The following is an 18,290-nucleotide window of genomic DNA, read 5'->3' as shown; positions in this document are numbered from 1 at the left end:
AACATTAAACTTTTTCAGTCTGCGACGGCTTACACCGCTGCGGCGCCTGCCACGATTTCAGACAATTCGGTAGTGATCGCCGCCTGACGAGCCTTGTTGTACACAAGTCGCAGTTGCTTGATCGTGTTACCGGCGTTGTCCGTGGCGGATTTCATCGCCACCATGCGGGCAGCTTGCTCGGAGGCCATGTTCTCGGCCATCGCCTCGAACACAACCGACTCGATATAGCGCTTGACCAGGAACTCCATCACGGCAAGGGCGCTCGGCTCGTACAGGTAATCCCACGAGTGCGAGTGCTCCACCACCATGTGTTCCGAGGTCAACGGCAGCAGCTGTTCAGTCGCCGGCTCCTGCTTCATCGTGTTGATGAAACGGGAGTAAACGATGTAGAGCGCGTCCAGTTCGCCTTCGGCGTACTGCTTGAACAGCACCGTAAGCGGGCCAATCAGTTTTTCCATCTTCGGCACATCGCCGAGCTGGGTTGCGCTGGCCACGACGTTGAGGCGCGCGCGCTGGCATGCCGCCAGGCCTTTCTGGCCCAGGCAGCAGACATCCACTTCGATGCCCTGGTCCTGCAGATCCTTGACTTGGGCGAAGAAGCGCTTGAGCGTATTCACGTTCAAGCCGCCGCACAGGCCCTTGTCGGAGGTCATCAGGATGATGCCGGCGCGTTTGACTACGTCGCGGCTTTGCAACAGCGGGTGCTCAAGATCCGTGTTCGCCTGAGCAAGGTGCGCCATGACTGTGCGCACCTTCTCGGCGTAAGGACGGGCAGCGCGCATACGCTCTTGCGTTTTGCGCATCTTGGAGGTCGCCACCATTTGCATTGCGCGAGTGATCTTCTGCGTGTTTTGCACGCTTCGGATCTTGGTGAGAATCTCTTTGCCGACTGCCATTCCTGAACCTTTCCTAGTAACTGTTTGCGTTAACCGAAAAGACTCAGTTGTAGCTGAAGCCAGCCTTGAACGATTCCATCGCCTTGGCCAGGATTTTCTCGTTGTCGCCGGACAGATCGCCGGAAGCGTTCACCGCGGCCAACACGTCGTGGTGGTTCGCGCGCACATAGGCGAGGAACGCCGCTTCGAAAGCCAGGGCCTTCTTCACCGGAACGTCCTCGTAGCTGCCCTTGTTCACCGCCCACAGGGTCAACGCCATTTCGGCGGTGGCCAGCGGCAGGAACTGCTTCTGCTTCATCAGCTCGGTAACCACTTCGCCGTGTTGCAGTTGCTTGCGGGTAGCCTCGTCCAGATCGGAAGCGAACTGCGAGAACGCAGCCAATTCGCGGTACTGGGCCAGGGCCAGACGGATACCGCCGCCCAGCTTCTTGATCACCTTGGTCTGCGCGGCGCCGCCAACGCGGGATACCGAGATACCGGCGTTGATGGCCGGGCGGATGCCTGCGTTGAAGAGGTCGGTTTCCAGGAAGATCTGACCGTCGGTGATCGAGATCACGTTGGTCGGCACGAAGGCGGAAACGTCGCCGGCCTGGGTTTCGATGATGGGCAGCGCGGTCAGGGAACCGGTCTTGCCTTTCACTTCGCCGTTGGTCAGCTTGGCCACTTCGTCTTCATTGATGCGGGAAGCGCGTTCCAGCAGACGGGAGTGCAGATAGAACACGTCGCCGGGATAGGCTTCGCGGCCCGGCGGACGGCGCAGCAGCAGCGAGATCTGACGGTAGGCGACGGCTTGCTTGGACAGGTCGTCGTACACGATCAGCGCGTCTTCGCCGATGTCGCGGAAGTATTCGCCCATCGCGCAGCCGGAGTACGGGGCGATGAACTGCAGCGCGGCGGCTTCGGAAGCGGTCGCGGCCACCACGATGGTGTGGCCCAGCGCGCCGTGCTCTTCCAGCTTGCGCACCACGTTGGCGATGGAGGAGGCCTTTTGGCCAATCGCCACGTAGATGCACACTACGCCGGTGCCTTTTTGGTTGATGATCGCATCCAGCGCCACCGCGGTCTTGCCGGTCTGGCGGTCGCCGATGATCAGCTCACGCTGACCGCGGCCAACCGGAACCATCGAGTCGATGGCTTTCAGGCCGGTTTGCATCGGCTGGGATACCGATTGACGCGCAATCACGCCCGGCGCGATCTTTTCGATCGGGCTGGACAGCTTGGCGTTAACCGGGCCCTTGCCGTCGATAGGCTGACCCAGGGCGTTGACCACGCGGCCAATCAGTTCCGGACCCACCGGAACTTCCAGAATGCGACCGGTACAAGTGACTTCGTCGCCTTCCGAGATGTGCTCGTACTCGCCCAGAACCACGGCGCCGACAGAGTCGCGCTCCAGGTTCATCGCGAGGCCGAAGGTGTTGCCCGGGAATTCGAGCATTTCACCCTGCATCACGTCTGCCAGGCCGTGGATACGAACGATGCCGTCGGTCACGGAAATCACGGTACCTTTGGTACGGGTTTCTGCGCCTTCGGCCAGGTTCTGAATCTTCGCCTTGATCAGATCGCTGATTTCAGAGGGGTTCAACTGCATGATCTCTCCTAATTCTTGAGGCTTACTGCCATGGCTTGCAGTTTGCCGCGCACGGAAGCGTCGATGACATCGTCGCCAACCAACACACGCACCCCGCCGATCAGGTCGGGGTTGTCACGCACATCAATCCGTACGGATTTGCCGTACTTCTTGGAAAGCGTGTCGGTCAGTTCGGCTTGCTGTGCATCGTTCATTGCAAACGCCGTTTCCACCACGGCATCCACAACGCCTTCCGCTTGCGCCTTGAACACTTCAAACTGCTCGGCGATTTGCGGCAGCAGCGTCAGACGGCTGTTCTCGATCAGCACGGCCAGAAGACGCTTGACGTCCTCGTTGCCGCGCGTGCCCAGAACGTCCAGCATCAGCGCCTCAAGCTCTTGTGCGGTATGTTTCGGATTGGTGATGACGGCTTCCAGATCCGGGTTCTTCACCATGGCAGCCAGCCACGACAGCGATTCCGACCATTGCTGGGTGGCGTGCTGCTCGGTGGCGAGGCTGTATACCGCTTCGGCATAGGGCCTAGCTACGGTAATGAGTTCTGCCATGAGTTAATTAAAACTCCGCTTTGATGGAGGCAAGCAGATCAGCGTGCTTGGCCGAGTCGATCTCTTTGCGCAGGATCTTCTCCGCGCCCGCAACCGCCAGGTCGGCCACTTGCGCGCGCAGGGTTTCCTTGGCGCGCAGGACTTCCTGATCGATCTCAGACTTGGCGTCGGCCACAATGCGCGCGCCTTCAACGCGAGCGACATCCTTGGCTTCGTCCACGATCTGGCTGGCGCGCTTTTCAGCGGCCATCACGATTTCGGTCGCTTGCTGTTTGGCCTTGCGGAGTTCGTCCGCAACGCGCTTCTCAGCGGCTTCCAGATCTTGCTTGCCGCGCTCGCCGGCGGCCAGGCCGTCTGCGATGCGCTTGGCGCGCTCATCCATCATGTTGGTAAGCGGAGGCCAAACAAACTTCATGGTGAACCATACCAGGATGGCGAACGTGATCGCCTGGCCCAGTAGTGTTACGTTAAATTCCACGCTTGTTTTCCTCCAGTAGTATTACTGCAACAACCAATTCCGCTTAAAAATTAAGCGCCGGCTTTCAGAGCGGCCAGGGCGGCGGACAGGAACGGGTTATTGAAGGTGTACAGCATGGCGATACCAACACCGATCATGGAGATGGCGTCCAGCAGACCGGCCAGAATGAACAGTTTGGTTTGCAGAACCGGAATCATTTCCGGTTGACGGGCGGAGGACTCGAGGAATTTGCCACCCAGGATGGCAAAACCCAGAGCAGTACCGATGGCGCCCAGGCCAATGATCAGGGCAGCGGCCAGTACGGTCATGGACTGGATCTGAGAAACGAGTGCTTCCATTGTGTATCTCCTAAGACTTAATCAAGGATGGTTGGTAAAAAAGCTAAAGAAACAAAGGTAAAACAAAGAAACCGGTATTAGTGCGCTTCCACCGCCAGGCTCAGGTACACGATGGTCAGCATCATGAACACGAAGGCCTGCAGGGTGATGATCAGGATGTGGAAGATCGCCCACGGCGCGCCCAGGATCCACTGCAGGCCCCACGGCAGCAGCGCGATCAGGATGAAGATCATTTCGCCGGCGTACATGTTGCCGAACAAACGCAGGGACAGCGAAATCGGCTTGGCCAGCAGTTCCACCATCTGCAGCAGGAAGTTGGCCGGGGCCAGCAGGATCTTGCCCACGGTGCCTTCCGCGTGGAACGGCGCGGTGAACAATTCCTTGGTGTAACCGCCCACGCCCTTGGCGCTGATGGAGAAGCCGATGATGCAGAACATCACGGACAGGGACATCGCGAAGGTGGCGTTGACGTCGGCGGACGGCACGACGCGGAAGTAAACGTGATGCGGCTCGGCGCCGAAGAAGGTGTAGCCAACCCACTGGGCCAGCGACGGCAGCAGATCCACCGGCAGCAAGTCCATGAAGTTCATCAGGAAGATCCAGCAGAAAATGGTCAGCGCCAGCGGAGCGATCACCTTGCTCTTGCCGTGGAATACGTCGCGCACCTGCTTGTCCACCATCTCGACGATGCTTTCCACAAACAGCTGCAGCCGGCCCGGATTCTCCAGCTTGGCCTTGCGCGCCACCACGGCGAACACGCCGGCGAAGATGAAGGCGAGAACCAGCGAAATGGAGAAGGTATCAAGGTGCAGGCTCCAGAAGCCGGCGGAAGGATCCGAATTCCAGAAGGTGAGGTGGTGCTTGATGTAGTCAGTTGCGTTGCTTGCCATCGCTCATTTTCTCAATTTTTGATTAAAAGCCCGAACCAGTAGCCGGATACGGCGGCAAAGAACCCGCCAAAAAGACCGACTATCGATAAATCCTTGAAAAATACCAAAGTCGCACCAAATATCAGGATGGTGAGGACGTACTTGACGGCCTCGGCCCTGAAATGCGCTTTCATCAGTTCCGCGGGGGCGACATGGCGCTTGGCGTAGGCGATTCTGGCGTACACCAGGGCCGGCACCAAGGCCGACAATCCGCCAAGCAAGACAGAAACCGGAACGGCCAGGTTTCCTCCCCCTGCAACCACTCCGATCAGCAGCGCAACCCCCACCAGGGTGCACTGCAGGCGCAGTATACGCTTAACTTCTGGATTAACCATGTTTACCCAGCAAAAAAACCGCCGAATTATAGGCTTCGTGCTTGATTTGCGTCAACTTGCGTGTCATTGACCTGCTGCATTGCAACATTCTCATTTGCTTGAAGTTTTCTGCAGCTTTTCCAGCAAGCCTTCCAACTCGTCCAGCGTTGCATATTCTATGACCAGCCTGCCGTTGCCGCGGTTTGCGTGACGGATGCTGACGCGCGCGCCTATGCGTTCCGACACCTGTTCCGCCAGCCGGCTCACATCCGGGTCCGCCTGTTTTTGCTGCGGCGCAACTGTGGTTTTTTCCACAGCTTTCTGCTGTACCCTGCGCTCCACCTCGCGCACGGACAGGCCTTTGTCGCCCACCTCCTGCGCCAGGCCCAGCTGCTCCACCACCGGCAAGGCCAGCAAGGCGCGCGCATGGCCCATCTCCAGCCGACCCTGATGCAACATGGTTTGCACCGGTTCCGGCAAGGCCAGCAGGCGCAATAGATTGCTGACCGCGCTGCGCGAACGGCCCACCGCGTCCGCCGCGGCCTCGTGAGTCAGGCCGAATTCGTCGATCAGGCGCTTGAGGCCCTGGGCCTCCTCGATGGGGTCCAGCTCCTGGCGCTGGATGTTCTCGATCAGCGCCATCGCCAGCGCGGCCTCGTCCGGCACGCTCTTGATCACCGCCGGCACTTCGGTCAAGCCGGCCTTGCGCGAAGCGCGCCAGCGCCGTTCGCCGGCGATCAGCTCGTAATCGCCGAAGCCGATTTCACGCACCACCAGCGGCTGAATCACGCCCTGGGAACGGATGGACGCGGCCAATTCTTCCAGCGCGCCCTCGTCCATGAAGCTGCGCGGCTGGTATTTGCCGGGACGGATGCTGTCGATGGGAAGGGAAGTGAGTCTGTCGTCCACTGTCTCGGCAGTGGACAGGAGCGCGTCCAGACCGCGCCCCAATCCTTTTAATTTGGCCATATCGCTTAGACGGAGGGGGTTGTGGTTGCGGGCTCGAGGCGATCCGCCAGCTCTTGCGCCAGCGCGAGATAGGCTTGCGCGCCGCGCGAGGCGCGGTCGTAGACCAGGCCGGGCAGGCCGTGGCTGGGCGCTTCCGCCAGCCGCACATTGCGCGGAATCACGGTGTCGAACACCTTGGAGCCGAAGTGACGGGCCAGCTGCTCGGACACCTGTTGCGACAGGTTGTTGCGCGCGTCGAACATGGTGCGCAGCAGGCCCATGATCTCGATCTTGGGGTTCACCGCCACTCGCACCTTGCGCAGGGTCGCCACCAGATCGGACAAGCCTTCCAGCGCGTAGTATTCGCACACCATCGGGATCAGCACGCTGTGCGCCGCCACCAGCCCGTTCAGAGTCAGCAGGTTCAGCGACGGCGGGCAGTCTATCAGCACGTAGTCGTACTGTTCTTCCACCGCCTGCAGCGCGTTCTTCAGCCGCGCCTCGCGCGCCAGTTCATTGACCAGCTCCAGCTCCGCGCCGCCCAGATCGCGATTGGCGGGCAGCACGTCGTAACCGCCCTCCTTCGCCGGCTGGCGCGCCTCTTCCACCGAGGACTCGCCCAGCAGCACGTCGTAGCCGGACAATTTCAGGGATTGCTTGGCGATGCCGCTACCCATGGTGGCATTGCCCTGCGGGTCGAGATCGACAATCAGCACGCGGCGGCCCAGTTCAGCCAGGCCCGCCGCCAGATTCACCACAGTCGTGGTCTTGCCGACCCCGCCCTTCTGGTTGGCGACCGCGATCACCCTTGAATTCATTGCGCACCCACCCCTTCCAGGCGCATTCTCACCAGGTGCCGTTCGGCATCCAGGCCCGGCACTGTCACCGGCAATACTTCGGAAACCACCGTACCCTGCGGCAACAAGGCGATTTCCTCGTAAGGATAGACACCCTTCATTGCTACATATTGACCGTGATCCGCCAGCAGATGGCGGGTCAGCTTGACGAACTCGGCCAGCTCGGAAAACGCCCGGCTGGTGATGCGGTCGAACTTCTGTTCCGGCTGGTAAGCCTCCACCCGCTCGGTCATCACCTGCACATTGGGCAGACCCAGTTCCACCGCCACCTGACGCAGGAAGGTGGTTTTCTTATGGTTGGAGTCCAGCAGCACTACTTGCAGATCCGGGCGGGCGATCGCCGCCGGGATGCCGGGCATGCCGCCGCCGGAGCCGACGTCCAGCAGGCGGCTGCCGCCGTCCAGATGCGGCACCAGGCTCAGGCTGTCCAGCAGGTGGTAGCTGACCATGCGCTTTTCCTCGCGCACCGCGGTCAGGTTGTAGGTCTGGTTCCACTTGGCCAGCAGCGCCAGATAGCGGTCCAGCAAATCGATTTGCGCGTCGCTCAGTTCCAGTTTCAGCTGCGACAGGCCTTGTTGTAGTTCTGCGTTATGTGTCATGCGGTTTTCGTTGCGTCGGCAAAGCCGCGTTTCAGGTGGACCATTAAAAGAGCAACCGCCGCCGGGGTAATGCCCTGGATGCGCGAAGCCTGCCCCAGGGTTTCCGGGCGTTGCTGGTTCAGTTTCTGCTGCACTTCCTTGGACAGGCCCTTGACCAGACCGTAGTCGATGTCGGCCGGCAGGCGCACGTCCTCAAGGTTGTCGCGGCGCGCCAGTTCTTCGTTCTGGCGGTTGATATAGCCTTGGTATTTGACCTGAATTTCCACCTGCTCGGCAACCGCCTCGTCCGCCACCGCGCCGCCGGCCTCCGGCAGCGCCATCAAATCGGCATAGGCGACGTTGGGCCGCTTCAGCAAGTCGTACAGGCTGTATTCGCGCTCGATCGCCTTGCCCAGCAACGCTTGCAGCGCGGCGGCGTCGCTCAGCCGCGCCGGATGCAGCCAGGTGGCCTTCAGGCGCGCCTTCTCCGCCTCCACCGCGTCGCGCTTGCGGCAGAAGCTGTCCCATTGGGCATCGCCGATCAAGCCGTGTTGGCGGGCGATCTCGGTCAGCCGCAGATCGGCGTTGTCTTCGCGCAACTGCAGGCGGAATTCGGCGCGACTGGTGAACATGCGGTAGGGCTCGGCCACGCCCTTGGTGATCAGATCGTCCACCAATACGCCCAGATAGGCTTCGTCGCGGCGCGGACACCAGCCGGCCTGGTCCCGGGCGAACAAGGCGGCGTTCATGCCGGCCAGCAGGCCCTGGGCGGCGGCTTCTTCGTAGCCGGTGGTGCCGTTGATCTGGCCGGCGAAGAACAGGCCCTGGATCGCCTTGGTCTCCAGCGAGGCCTTCAGGCCGCGCGGATCGAAGTAATCGTATTCGATCGCGTAGCCGGGCCTCAGGATGTGGGCGTTCTCCATGCCGCGAATCGAACGCACCGCCGCCAGCTGGATGTCGAAGGGCAGGCTGGTGGAAATCCCGTTGGGGTAGAACTCGTGGGTGGTCAGGCCTTCCGGCTCCAGGAATACCTGATGGCTGTCCTTGTCGGCGAAGCGGTTGATCTTGTCTTCGATCGACGGGCAGTAGCGCGGGCCGACGCCTTCGATCACCCCGGTGAACATCGGGCTGCGGTCGAAGCCGGAGCGGATGATCTCGTGGGTGCGCTCATTGGTGTGGGTGATCCAGCACGGCAGCTGCTTGGGATGCAGCGCGCGGCTGCCGCGGTAGGAGAACACCGGCTCCGGCGTGTCGCCCGGCTGCTCTTCCATCACCGAGAAGTCGACGCTGCGACCGTCGATGCGCGGCGGCGTGCCGGTTTTCAGCCGCCCCACCGGCAGGCTCAGTTCGCGCAAGCGCGCGCCCAGCGTGGACGCGGCCTGATCGCCGGCGCGGCCGCCGGTGTAGTTTTCCATGCCGACGTGGATCTTGCCGGACAGGAAGGTGCCGGCGGTCAGCACCACGGTCTTGGCGCGGAAGGTGATGCCGATGGCGGTGATGGCGCCGGCGACGCGGTCGCCTTCGATCAACAGATCATCCACCGGCTGCTGGAACAGCGTCAGATTGGGCTGGTTCTCCAGCATCTCGCGGACCGCCGCCTTGTACAGGATGCGGTCGGCCTGCGCGCGGGTGGCGCGCACCGCCGGTCCCTTGGAGGCGTTGAGGGTGCGGAACTGGATGCCGCCGATATCGGTGGCCAGCGCCATCGCGCCGCCCAGGGCGTCCACTTCCTTGACCAGATGGCCCTTGCCGATGCCGCCGATCGACGGATTGCACGACATCTGACCCAGGGTCTCGATGTTGTGCGTCAAAAGAAGGGTGTTGCAGCCCATGCGCGCGGCCGCCAGCGCGGCCTCGGTGCCGGCATGGCCGCCGCCCACCACTATCACGTCGAAGTTTGTCGGATAAATCATGGCTTTGTCGGTAAAGAGCAAATCGAACGGAAAAACGGCCTATTCTACGCCAAATCCTGAACCAGCGTAAGTCGTTGATTTCAATAAATCCAGCCGGTAATGGCGACGTCAAGCGCCGGTCACCCGATGGTCATATTAAAGACATCGCCGCGTCAAACAAGCTGCCTAGCATGGGGCTCACCACAAAAGGGAGCAAAACATGCTGCTAAATGAACAGCTTGCCGTGAGCGCCAAACCGCGCCTAAGCGTGCGCGTGGCCAGCGAAGCGCAGGATATCCGCCGCGCGCAGAAACTGCGCTTCGAGGTGTTTGCCGGGGAAATGGGCGCGGAGCTCGGCTCCCGCGACCTGGGCATCGATTGCGACGAATACGACGCCTTGTGCGACCATCTGATCGTGGAAGACGCCGTCAGCGGCCTGGTGGTGGGCACTTACCGCATGCTGTCCCCGGCCATGGCGCGCCGCGCGCCCAGCCTGTATTCCGAACACGAGTTCGATCTGACTCGGCTGGCCCATCTGCGCGCCGGCCTGATCGAAGTGGGCCGCTCCTGCGTGCACCGCGACTTCCGCTCCGGCGCGGTGATCGCCCTGCTCTGGTCCGGCCTGGCCGATTACGTGCAACAGCACGGCGGCCAATACCTGGCCGGCTGCGCCAGCGTGTCGCTGAGCGACGGCGGCCACCAGGCGGTCAGCCTCTACCGCCAGCTGGAGGGCAAGCACCTGTCGCCGGCGGAATGGCGAGTGTTTCCCCATCTGCCCTTGCCGCTGGACCGCGTCTGCGACGACGCGCCTTCCGCGCCGATGCCGGCGCTGATCAAGGGCTATCTGCGCGCCGGCGCCTATATTTGCGGCGAACCGGCCTGGGACCCGGACTTCAACTGCGCGGACTTCTTCATGCTGTTGCCGATGAGCCGGCTGAACGGCCGCTACAACAAGCACTTCGTCGGCTAGCGGCAAGCACCTGGCGCATGGCCGGATGCTACAATCCGGCCATGAGCTACACCTTTGAAACGGTAGGCGTGATCCGCTCGCCCTACCGCGAAAAATTCGGCATCCCGCGCCAGCCCTCGCTGGTCAACGCCGCCCGCATCACGCTGGAACTGCTGCCGCCCTACGATCACCCCGACATGGTGCGCGGGCTGGACGCGTTTTCCCATGTCTGGATCAGCTTCGTGTTCCATCAAACCGCCGAGCGCGGCTGGCAGCCGCTGGTGCGCCCGCCGCGGCTGGGCGGCAACGCCAAGGTCGGCGTGTTCGCCAGCCGCGCCACCCATCGCCCCAACCCGCTGGGCCTATCGCTGGTGCGGCTGCTGCGGATAGACACCCAACCCAAGGTGGTGCTGACGCTGGAGGGCGCCGATCTGCTGGACGGCACTCCGGTGCTGGACATCAAACCCTATATTCCCTTCGTCGAGGCCCAAGCCGACGCCCGCGGCGGCTTCGTCGACGGCCCGCCGCCGCAATTGAGCGTGGGCTGGGACGCCGCCGCCCGCGCCCAACTGGCCGCTCCCGGCCTGCCGGCCGACTTCGCGCTGCTGGTGGAGCAGGTGCTGGCCCAGGACCCGCGTCCGGCCTATCAGGACGATCCGGAGCGGGTTTACGGCGTGGCGCTGCACCAATGGAATGTGCGCTTCCGCGTGGAAAAAAACCATGCGCAAGTCATTGAAATTCAGCCGTTGACCCCGAACTAATCTTTTGCGCCCCAGTCATACCGGGGCGATACCAACCACTCAGGAAAAAAGCAAATATGACCACCCGCGCGAAGACGATCATGCTCGCCTTCACCATGGTTTCCATGTTGGCCGCTCCGTTCGCGGAAGCGGCCCGCCTAGGTAAAGGCAAGAGCGCCGGCATGCAGCGCTCGGCCCCCACCCGTTCTTACCAACAACAAGCGCCGGCGCGCCCGGTTGCGCCGCCCGCGCAAGCGCCCGCTCCGACCCAAGCTCAACCCAAATCCGGCCCCGGCATCGGCACCGCCGTAGCCGCCGGCGCCGCGGGCGCCGCCGCGGGTTACATGCTGGGCTCCGCCATGAGCGACAAAGGCCAGCAGCAAGCGCCGGCCGCAGCCAACGGCAACGCCGATCCGGCTCTCGCGGCGCAAGCCCAAGGCCAGCAACCGCAGAAAAGCGGCGGCATGCCCTGGGGCACGCTGGCCCTGCTGGGCGCGGTGCTGATCGGCGGCTACATGTTCTTCCGCCGCAAGGCCGGCGCCGCTCGTCCGGCCATGGCCGCTCCGCAAGCAGCGGGCATGCCGCAGAACATGGGCGGCTACCAGGAACCGGCCCGTTTCGACTCCATCCCGAAAATCGGCTCCGGCCTGGGCGGCGCGCAAGCCGGCTTTGGCGGCGGCGCGATGAACGAGGCGCCCGCGCGGCTGCCGGACGGTACCGAAACCCCGCACTTCCTGCGTCAGGCCAAGGCCACCTTCCTGCACCTGCAAAACCTGAACAGCACGGAAAGTCTGGAAGAAGTGCGCAAGTACATGACGCCGGACCTGTTCAACGCCCTGCGCGAAGACATCGCCGCCAACACCGAGGTGGCCGATTTCCCGCAACTGGACTGCCAGCTGTCCGAAGCCAGCATGGAAGGCGGCCGCTACATCGCCAGCGTGCGCTTCTCCGGCACGGTCAGCGAGGCTGTGGGCGCGTCGGCGGAGCCGTTCTCCGAATACTGGCACTACATCAAGGACGACAGCACCAACGGCAAGTGGTTGGTGGCGGGCATCCAACAGTAGCAAGCTTTTTAACATCTTTATCCAAACGGGCCGCCTGGCCCGTTTTTTTATTTTTAATGGCGATGCACTAAACTGGAATGCCGATTGCTTCAGGCAAAAAAACAATACCGGCCGTAGAGTCCGCGCCACGGAGGGCAGCTATTCCATGAAAGAATTCGAGCATGCCGGCTTGAAACTCGGCAGTCACTTCCAGCCTATCTACAGTCTGGCGCATCGCCGCACGATAGGCATGGAAGCTTTGCTGCGCGCCAGACAGGACACGTCCCCGCTGACGCCGGCGGAGGCCTTTTACTCCGTCGTCTCGCCCGAACGCCGCCACCAGCTGGACCTGGCGGCGAGCGAAGCCCATGCCGTCCGTTTCAGCCAGATGCAAAGCGATCACCCTTGCTGGCTGTTTCTCAATATCGACGCCGCCTCCCTATCGCGGCCGGAACGCGCGATGGCCCTGGCCAACGGCATCAAGGCCGCCGGCCTGGACCCCAGCCAGGTGGTGCTGGAAGTGCTGGAACACGTGCTGGAGGTGGACGAGGCGCTGATCGAAGGCGTCAATGTGCTGAAAAGCAGCGGTTTCCTGATCGCCATCGACGATTTCGGCGTCGGCCACTCCAATCTGGACCGCGTCTGCCAGCTGGAGCCGGATCTGGTCAAATTCGACCGCCACCTGCTGCGCGCCGCCGTCCACCAGCCGCGCACCCGCAATCTGCTGGCCAAGCTGGTGCGGCTGATGCACGAAATTGGGGCGTTGGTGGTGGAGGAAGGGATAGAAACGGATCAGGACGTGCTGATCGCGCTGGAGTCGGGCTGCGATTTGGTGCAGGGTTATTTCGTCGCCCACCCCAGCGATCAGCCGGACCAGGACCACATCATCACTCCCCGCATCGACGAACGCTGGGACGAACTGATGGCGCGCGAGCTGCTGAAGCGCAAACTGACCCGGCGCCAGATCGAGTTGGCGCGGCAATCCTTCGTGCAAAGCGCCATCTCGCTGATGCAGGGCACGCCGTTCGACCTGGCCGCCAAGCCGATGCTGGCGCTGCCGGACGTGGTGCGCTGCTTCCTGCTGGACAGCGCCGGACGCCAGATCGGCCGCAACCTGAACAGCCGCCAGCCGCTGGCCGCCGCCAACCCCAAGTTCGCGCCGCTGGTGGACACCACCGGCGCGGTCTGGTCGCGGCGCAGCTACTTCCAGCACGCGGTGGATCAACCCGGCGTGCTGTATATGAGCGAGCCTTATCTGTCGATGACCGACACCCGCTCCTGCGTAACCATCTCGATGGCGATAGAAATCGACGAAATCATGCACGTGCTGTGCGCCGACGTGCTGATTCCCCAGCACTGACGGCGGCCGCAGGCGTCAACGAAACTTCAGAATGTCCTCGGCGGCCGGCTGCGGCGTGTAGGCGGCCGTCAAGGACGGCTCCTCGCCGGCCTGCGGCGCGACCACTGGCTTGGGCGGCGTCTTGATCCTGGCCACTTCCGCCTTCATCGCGGCGCTGGCGCCGGATTGCAGCAATTCGCCGCGCAGTTTGGCCAGCGCCGTTTCCGCCGCCCGGCCGTCGGCGGCGCTCAGCCGCAACTCGTTCTGAGCCCGCAGCAGCTCGCTTTTCGCCTCGGACAGCTCCCGCTCCAGTTCGCCGACGCGAACCTCGGCCTTGTCCATGCGCTCGCGGAACGCTTCCGCCTGCGGCTGCGCCACCGCCAGGTCCTGCGCCTGCTGCGCGGTCAAGGCCAGCGAGGCCGACAGCTGGCGGCGGGTGGCGTCCAGCTCCGCCGCCTGGCGTTCGAAAGCGCCGGCCAGCTCGGCGCGCAGCTGGTCCAGTTCGGCCCGCTCGCGCTCCCAGGCGGCCTGGGCGGCGCTCAAGCTGTCGTTGGCCAAGGCCTTGGCTTGCGTCCAGATCGCCTCCAGCGCGGCCAACCCCGCCTGGCTGACGCCTTCCGGCACCTCGCCGTCCAAGGCCGCCGCCATCGCCGGCTGCACCCGTCGCCAGTCTTTGAGCACCACGCTGGCGGCGTCCATGTCCACGCCCGCCAGCTGACGGACCTGGTCGACGGAGGGATGCCGCTTGCGGCCGGACTTCTCGTACAGTTCCGCCGCCGCCGCAATGATGCGCTCCCGCGCCTCCGTCGATATCTTGCCCGCCTGGTTCATAAAGCCGCGTCCTCGCCCGTCTTGCCAACTGCGTTGCCGGTACCGCCCGGCTACGGCCGGGCGTCAGAAATGCGCCGAAACACGGGGTTTCGGCAGCAAGGCAGATTCCAGCAGAACCGCCGGCCAGCGGACATAGGATTTTTCTTAAAAAAACCGGAGATTTTCCGTATTCGCGCCGCCGGACAATGAAAAAGCCCGGCCAAAGCCGGGCTTGTCGTCGCGGGACATCCGCGTCACTGCGCGATGTCGTTGATGTATTCGAACAAGGTCACCACTTTCTGCACGCCGGAGGTCTCGCTGACCACCTTGGCCGCGGCCGCGCCTTCGGCCTGGGTCACCATGCCCAGCATGTAGACCACGCCGCGCTCGGTCACCACCTTGACGTTGTTCGGGTTGTAGCCCTTGCCGTCCAGCAGCCGGGTGCGCGCCTTGCTGGTCACCCAGGTGTCGCTGCTGCGCTCGGAGAAGCCGGACGACGGCGCCACCACGGTGTAGTTGAACACGCGGCGCACATTGGGGATGCCGCGCGCGGTCAGTTCCGCCTGCTGGCGCGCCTGCTCGCTGGGCACTTCTCCGGTCAACAGCACCGCGCGGTTGAAGCTGGTGGTGTTGACATGGGCGGACGGCAGCTGCTTGCCGATCTGGTCGGCGGCTTTCAGCTCGATGCCCTGATCGTCCACATAGGCGCCGCTAGTGCGGCGATCGGTGGCCACCAGCGCGCCGCCGGCCGCGCCCGCCGCCACTACGCCGAAACAACCGCTCAGAGCGCTGCTGAAGCCAGCAGCCAACAATACCGCGAATACGCGACGCTTCATCATTCACCTCCCAACAGCATGTAATCTATGGTGTCGCACAGGGCGTGGACCACCAGGGTATGCACTTCCTGAATCCGGCAGCTGCGCATCGCCGGCACGATCAACTGAATGTCTTCCGGCGACAGGATCTCGGCCACCTTGCCGCCGTCCATGCCGGTCAAGGCGATCACGCTCATGCCGCGCTCATGCGCCGCGTAAATGGCCTCGATCACGTTGGCGGAATTGCCGGACGCCGAAATCGCCAACAACAGGTCGTTGGTGTGGCCCAGGGCCCTGACCTGCTTGGAAAACACCATGTCGAAATCGTAATTGTTGCCGATCGCGGTCAGGGCCGAGCCGTCGGTGGCCAGCGACAGCGCTGCCAAGCCCGGACGCTCCTTCTCGAAGCGCCCCACCATTTCCGCGGCGAAGTTTTGCGCGTCCGCCGCCGAACCGCCGTTGCCGCAAGCCAGAATCTTGCCTTCGTTCATCAGGCAAGCCACCATCTGTTCCGCCGCCGCGGCTATCGCCGGCGACAGCAATTCCATCGCCTCCTGCTTGACGGCGATGCTTTCCAGGAAATGCCCGCTGACGCGGTCAATCAAATCCATGGGACATCCTTATCTTTCAACACTACATGAAAATATTCTGCAACCACTGCGGCTCCGCCCCGCCCACGGTCAACACCGCGTCAAAACGGCATGGCGCGTCTATTCCCTTTTGGGACAGATAGACCTCGGCGGCCAGCATGAGTTTCCTTTGCTTGGCCGCGCCTATGCTGGCGGCCGCGCCGCCGAAGGCCGCGCTGGCGCGATGGCGCACTTCGATGAACACCCAATAGCGCCCATCGCGCATGATCAGATCAATTTCGCCGCCGCGGCAGGACCAGTTGCGCTCCACCAGCGTCAGGCCCCGCTGCAGCAGCCAGGCCAGCGCCTTGTCTTCGGCGAGCCGGCCCTGCGGGTTCACTACGGCTGCTCCACGCTCAACACCGCCATCGGCAACTGGCGCTCGAACAGGCGGTCGCGTCCCAGCCTCAAATCGCCGGTGACGCCGTCCAGCCTCAGCCCGGTCGGTTGCCGCGCGCCGGCCAGCAGCACCGCCAGCCGCCAGGCGTCCACGCCCAGCGCGTACAGGCGCTCGGTCTGCGTCGTCAGCGCCGCCGCAGGCCGCGGATAACGCTTCACCGCCGGGTGCTCCGGCATCAGGAACCAGGGCATGTCTATCACTCTCACGCCGGCCAGCGCCACCGCGCTGCCGCGGCCGTTGAGCTGGGAGGTGCCGTACACCGGCAGCTCCGGCGCCAGCGCGGCCTTGACGATGCCGGCCTCGTGAGCGTCCAGCGCCATGAATACCGCGTCGGCGCCGGCCGCCGCCTGCAGAATCGCCGGTAGGCCGTCCGGCTTCGCTTCCAGCGCCAGCGGAGACTTGCCGCGGCTCAGCACCCGCCATTCGTCGATGAAGGCCTGGCGCAGCCGCTGGGACAGGCTGTCCGCGCCGAACAACAGCAAGGGGTTGGCCCGGCCGTCTTCGTGCATCAGGCGCGCCACCTGCCGCGCCTCGCCCTCGACGATCAGGGACAATGAAAACAGTTTGGGATTGGCCGGCACTTCGCGGCCTATCGAGTTCAAGGCCAGTGTGGGCACGGTGACCGCGGGCGCCACCGCGGCGATGGCCCCGCGCGACAGCGGCCCTATCACCACATTGACTCCGCTGGCCAGGGCCTGCTTGTAGCCGGCCACGGCGGTGTCCTCGGAGGCCGCTATGGGCACCAGCTCGGCGTTCTGATCCACGCTCGCCGCCGCCTCCACCCCGCTGCGCACCACCGCGGCGGCTTCGCCCAGGGTGGCGGAGCCGGTGGGCAGCAAGAGGCCGACGCGCAGACGGCCGCCGGCCGGCTGCGGCTTCGCCGCCGTCGCGCTGGCGTCTCGCGGCGCGGCCGCCGGCGCCGCCGGTTTCGGCGCCGGCTGGCCCAGCAACTTGAGCGGCGCGGTATTGCTTTGGATGATATAGTCCGGGGTTTGCGCCATTGTCGGCGTCAACCAAGTCATCAAGACGCCAACCAACAGCGGAGTCAGTCTTTGCATACTTCGTTCGCTCATCTGCTTGAATCAGCCAGGGAAAGTTTCTGTCGCGGCACATTATATGTGGTGGCCACGCCCATTGGAAACCTGGCCGACATCAGCGCCCGCGCCTTGGCGGCTTTCAGCGCCGCCGACGTGGTCTGCGCCGAAGACACCCGCGTCACCGGACAACTGTTGTCCGCCTACGGCATCCACGTCAAACGCCTGGTCAGCCTGCGCGAGCACAATGAGCGCGGCATGGCCGAGCAAGTGGTGCGCTGGCTGTCCGAAGACCAGATCGTGGTGCAGGTGTCCGACGCCGGCACCCCGGCGGTGTCCGATCCCGGCGCGCGGCTGGCGGAGGCGGTGCGCGCCGCCGGCTTGCCGGTGCGGCCGGTGCCCGGCTCCAGCGCGGTGATCGCCGCCCTGTCCGCCAGCGGACTGACCGCGCCGTCCTTCCTGTTCCACGGCTTCCTGCCGCCCAAGAGCGGCGAGCGCCGCAAGACGCTGCGCCAATGGCTGTCCGCGCCGCATCTGACCGTGTGCTACGAGGCGCCGCATCGCATCGTCGATACCCTGCGCGACATTGTCGCGGAGCTGGGCGAGGAACGCCGCCTGCTGCTGGCGCGCGAACTGACCAAGACCTTCGAAACCTTCCGCAATCTGCCCGCCGGGGAGATGCTGGCGTGGGTGGAGTCCGATTCCAACCAGCAACGCGGCGAGATCGTGCTGATTCTGGACGCCGCGCCGGCGCGCGAGGACGCCGACGACGCGGTGCCGGAAGACACCGTGCGCGTGCTCAAGCTGCTGGCGGCGGAACTGCCCACCAAGCAGGCGGCCTCGCTGGCCGCGCAGATCTGCGACGGCAACCGCAAGCAGCTCTACGACCTCGCGCTCAAGCTGAAACAGGGTTGAGCCGCGGCCAAGCGCCAGGAAAAAAGGATTTACAAAGCGATTTGCTGTCGCTATCATTCGTTTTCTCGGAATGCCGAAGACGCCCGGATGGCGAAATTGGTAGACGCAGGGGATTCAAAATCCCCCGCCGCAAGGTGTGTCGGTTCGAGTCCGACTCTGGGCACCAGCGACTTGGCAGGCCGAAACCCCAAAAACCCCGCACAGCGCAAGCTCTGCGGGTTTTTTGTTGCCCGTCGCCCGGCAAGGCCGAAGC

The 18,290-nt window shown here is 63.7% G+C and carries 21 protein-coding genes and 1 tRNA gene; 6 read left to right on the top strand and 16 right to left on the bottom strand.

The genetic code is table 11. The features are described 5' to 3' along the window. Nucleotides 1-29: 29 nt before the first annotated feature. The 11 genes from atpG to mnmG form a co-directional block, all read right to left on the bottom strand. Complete coding sequence (gene atpG / locus JW897_RS00795) at nucleotides 30-896, bottom strand: F0F1 ATP synthase subunit gamma (RefSeq protein ID WP_048410022.1); 867 nt, start codon at nucleotides 894-896, stop codon at nucleotides 30-32. A 43-nt stretch (nucleotides 897-939) separates the two neighbouring features. Beyond that, nucleotides 940-2,484, bottom strand: coding sequence for a F0F1 ATP synthase subunit alpha (gene atpA / locus JW897_RS00790; RefSeq protein ID WP_048410021.1), 1,545 nt, complete (start codon nucleotides 2,482-2,484; stop codon nucleotides 940-942). An 8-nt stretch (nucleotides 2,485-2,492) separates the two neighbouring features. After that, nucleotides 2,493-3,029 carry a F0F1 ATP synthase subunit delta gene (locus tag JW897_RS00785; RefSeq protein WP_205464853.1) on the bottom strand — a complete coding sequence of 179 codons (537 nt, stop codon included), beginning with the start codon at nucleotides 3,027-3,029 and terminating at the stop codon, nucleotides 2,493-2,495. Nucleotides 3,030-3,036: 7 nt separating this feature from the next. Next, the gene (locus JW897_RS00780) at nucleotides 3,037-3,507 is read right to left on the bottom strand and encodes a F0F1 ATP synthase subunit B (RefSeq protein WP_048413017.1); all 471 of its coding nucleotides are present in this window, start codon (nucleotides 3,505-3,507) and stop codon (nucleotides 3,037-3,039) included. Between the two features lie 50 nt (nucleotides 3,508-3,557). Continuing rightward, on the bottom strand, nucleotides 3,558-3,845 hold the full coding sequence (gene atpE, locus JW897_RS00775; RefSeq protein WP_019101091.1) for a F0F1 ATP synthase subunit C: 288 nt from the start codon (nucleotides 3,843-3,845) through the stop codon (nucleotides 3,558-3,560). 77 nt (nucleotides 3,846-3,922) lie between these two features. After that, on the bottom strand, nucleotides 3,923-4,735 hold the full coding sequence (atpB, locus tag JW897_RS00770; protein ID WP_205464852.1) for a F0F1 ATP synthase subunit A: 813 nt from the start codon (nucleotides 4,733-4,735) through the stop codon (nucleotides 3,923-3,925). An 11-nt stretch (nucleotides 4,736-4,746) separates the two neighbouring features. Next, nucleotides 4,747-5,109 (bottom strand): ATP synthase subunit I, encoded by a 363-nt coding sequence (locus JW897_RS00765; protein WP_205464851.1) that lies wholly within the window; start codon nucleotides 5,107-5,109, stop codon nucleotides 4,747-4,749. A 90-nt stretch (nucleotides 5,110-5,199) separates the two neighbouring features. Next, nucleotides 5,200-6,057: a ParB/RepB/Spo0J family partition protein gene (locus JW897_RS00760; protein WP_205464850.1), complete on the bottom strand. Its 858-nt coding sequence runs from the start codon at nucleotides 6,055-6,057 to the stop codon at nucleotides 5,200-5,202. Between the two features lie 5 nt (nucleotides 6,058-6,062). Beyond that, nucleotides 6,063-6,854, bottom strand: coding sequence for a ParA family protein (locus JW897_RS00755; RefSeq protein WP_205464849.1), 792 nt, complete (start codon nucleotides 6,852-6,854; stop codon nucleotides 6,063-6,065). Further along, nucleotides 6,851-7,492: a 16S rRNA (guanine(527)-N(7))-methyltransferase RsmG gene (gene rsmG, locus JW897_RS00750; protein ID WP_048413012.1), complete on the bottom strand. Its 642-nt coding sequence runs from the start codon at nucleotides 7,490-7,492 to the stop codon at nucleotides 6,851-6,853. Before rsmG ends, JW897_RS00755 begins: the two co-directional genes overlap by 4 nt. Beyond that, nucleotides 7,489-9,384 carry a tRNA uridine-5-carboxymethylaminomethyl(34) synthesis enzyme MnmG gene (gene mnmG, locus JW897_RS00745; RefSeq protein WP_048413011.1) on the bottom strand — a complete coding sequence of 632 codons (1,896 nt, stop codon included), beginning with the start codon at nucleotides 9,382-9,384 and terminating at the stop codon, nucleotides 7,489-7,491. The genes rsmG and mnmG overlap by 4 nt, the downstream gene beginning before the upstream one ends. A 199-nt stretch (nucleotides 9,385-9,583) precedes the next feature. Here mnmG and JW897_RS00740 point away from each other — a divergent pair, with 199 nt between their 5' ends. The 4 genes from JW897_RS00740 to JW897_RS00725 all read left to right on the top strand — a co-directional run bounded on the left by JW897_RS00740 (nucleotide 9,584) and on the right by JW897_RS00725 (nucleotide 13,455). Further along, nucleotides 9,584-10,333, top strand: coding sequence for a GNAT family N-acetyltransferase (locus JW897_RS00740; protein WP_205464848.1), 750 nt, complete (start codon nucleotides 9,584-9,586; stop codon nucleotides 10,331-10,333). 41 nt (nucleotides 10,334-10,374) lie between these two features. Then, nucleotides 10,375-11,073 (top strand): tRNA (N6-threonylcarbamoyladenosine(37)-N6)-methyltransferase TrmO, encoded by a 699-nt coding sequence (tsaA, locus tag JW897_RS00735; RefSeq protein ID WP_205464847.1) that lies wholly within the window; start codon nucleotides 10,375-10,377, stop codon nucleotides 11,071-11,073. Between the two features lie 56 nt (nucleotides 11,074-11,129). After that, nucleotides 11,130-12,116, top strand: a complete 987-nt coding sequence (locus JW897_RS00730) for a Tim44 domain-containing protein (RefSeq protein ID WP_048413009.1) — start codon at nucleotides 11,130-11,132, stop codon at nucleotides 12,114-12,116. Nucleotides 12,117-12,261: 145 nt separating this feature from the next. Next, complete coding sequence (locus tag JW897_RS00725; RefSeq protein WP_048413008.1) at nucleotides 12,262-13,455, top strand: sensor domain-containing phosphodiesterase; 1,194 nt, start codon at nucleotides 12,262-12,264, stop codon at nucleotides 13,453-13,455. A 15-nt stretch (nucleotides 13,456-13,470) separates the two neighbouring features. On the opposite strand, the gene JW897_RS00720 is transcribed toward JW897_RS00725, so the two are convergent. The 5 genes from JW897_RS00720 to JW897_RS00700 all read right to left on the bottom strand — a co-directional run bounded on the left by JW897_RS00720 (nucleotide 13,471) and on the right by JW897_RS00700 (nucleotide 17,146). After that, nucleotides 13,471-14,265 (bottom strand): DNA-binding protein, encoded by a 795-nt coding sequence (locus JW897_RS00720; RefSeq protein ID WP_205464846.1) that lies wholly within the window; start codon nucleotides 14,263-14,265, stop codon nucleotides 13,471-13,473. Nucleotides 14,266-14,498: 233 nt separating this feature from the next. Beyond that, complete coding sequence (locus tag JW897_RS00715) at nucleotides 14,499-15,083, bottom strand: BON domain-containing protein (protein ID WP_240352030.1); 585 nt, start codon at nucleotides 15,081-15,083, stop codon at nucleotides 14,499-14,501. After that, nucleotides 15,080-15,670: a phosphoheptose isomerase gene (locus JW897_RS00710; protein ID WP_048413006.1), complete on the bottom strand. Its 591-nt coding sequence runs from the start codon at nucleotides 15,668-15,670 to the stop codon at nucleotides 15,080-15,082. The genes JW897_RS00715 and JW897_RS00710 overlap by 4 nt, the downstream gene beginning before the upstream one ends. A gap of 22 nt (nucleotides 15,671-15,692) precedes the next feature. Further along, nucleotides 15,693-16,028 (bottom strand): YraN family protein, encoded by a 336-nt coding sequence (locus tag JW897_RS00705; RefSeq protein ID WP_048413005.1) that lies wholly within the window; start codon nucleotides 16,026-16,028, stop codon nucleotides 15,693-15,695. Continuing rightward, a complete protein-coding gene (locus JW897_RS00700; RefSeq protein WP_205464845.1) occupies nucleotides 16,028-17,146 on the bottom strand; it encodes a penicillin-binding protein activator in 1,119 nt (372 codons plus the stop codon). The genes JW897_RS00705 and JW897_RS00700 overlap by 1 nt, the downstream gene beginning before the upstream one ends. Between JW897_RS00700 and rsmI the strand changes: the two genes are divergently transcribed. Beyond that, nucleotides 17,141-18,037, top strand: a complete 897-nt coding sequence (rsmI, locus tag JW897_RS00695) for a 16S rRNA (cytidine(1402)-2'-O)-methyltransferase (RefSeq protein WP_205464844.1) — start codon at nucleotides 17,141-17,143, stop codon at nucleotides 18,035-18,037. The two genes, JW897_RS00700 and rsmI, sit on opposite strands and share 6 nt — an antisense overlap. Before the next feature lie 81 nt (nucleotides 18,038-18,118). Continuing rightward, nucleotides 18,119-18,203 (top strand) — tRNA-Leu (locus JW897_RS00690). Nucleotides 18,204-18,290 lie beyond the last annotated feature (87 nt).

This window comes from Chromobacterium alkanivorans, from assembly GCF_016937655.1.
Classification (GTDB): Bacteria; Pseudomonadota; Gammaproteobacteria; order Burkholderiales; family Chromobacteriaceae; genus Chromobacterium; species Chromobacterium alkanivorans.
Note: the sequence above shows the minus strand (reverse complement) of the source record. Positions and strands in the feature narration are given on the sequence as shown.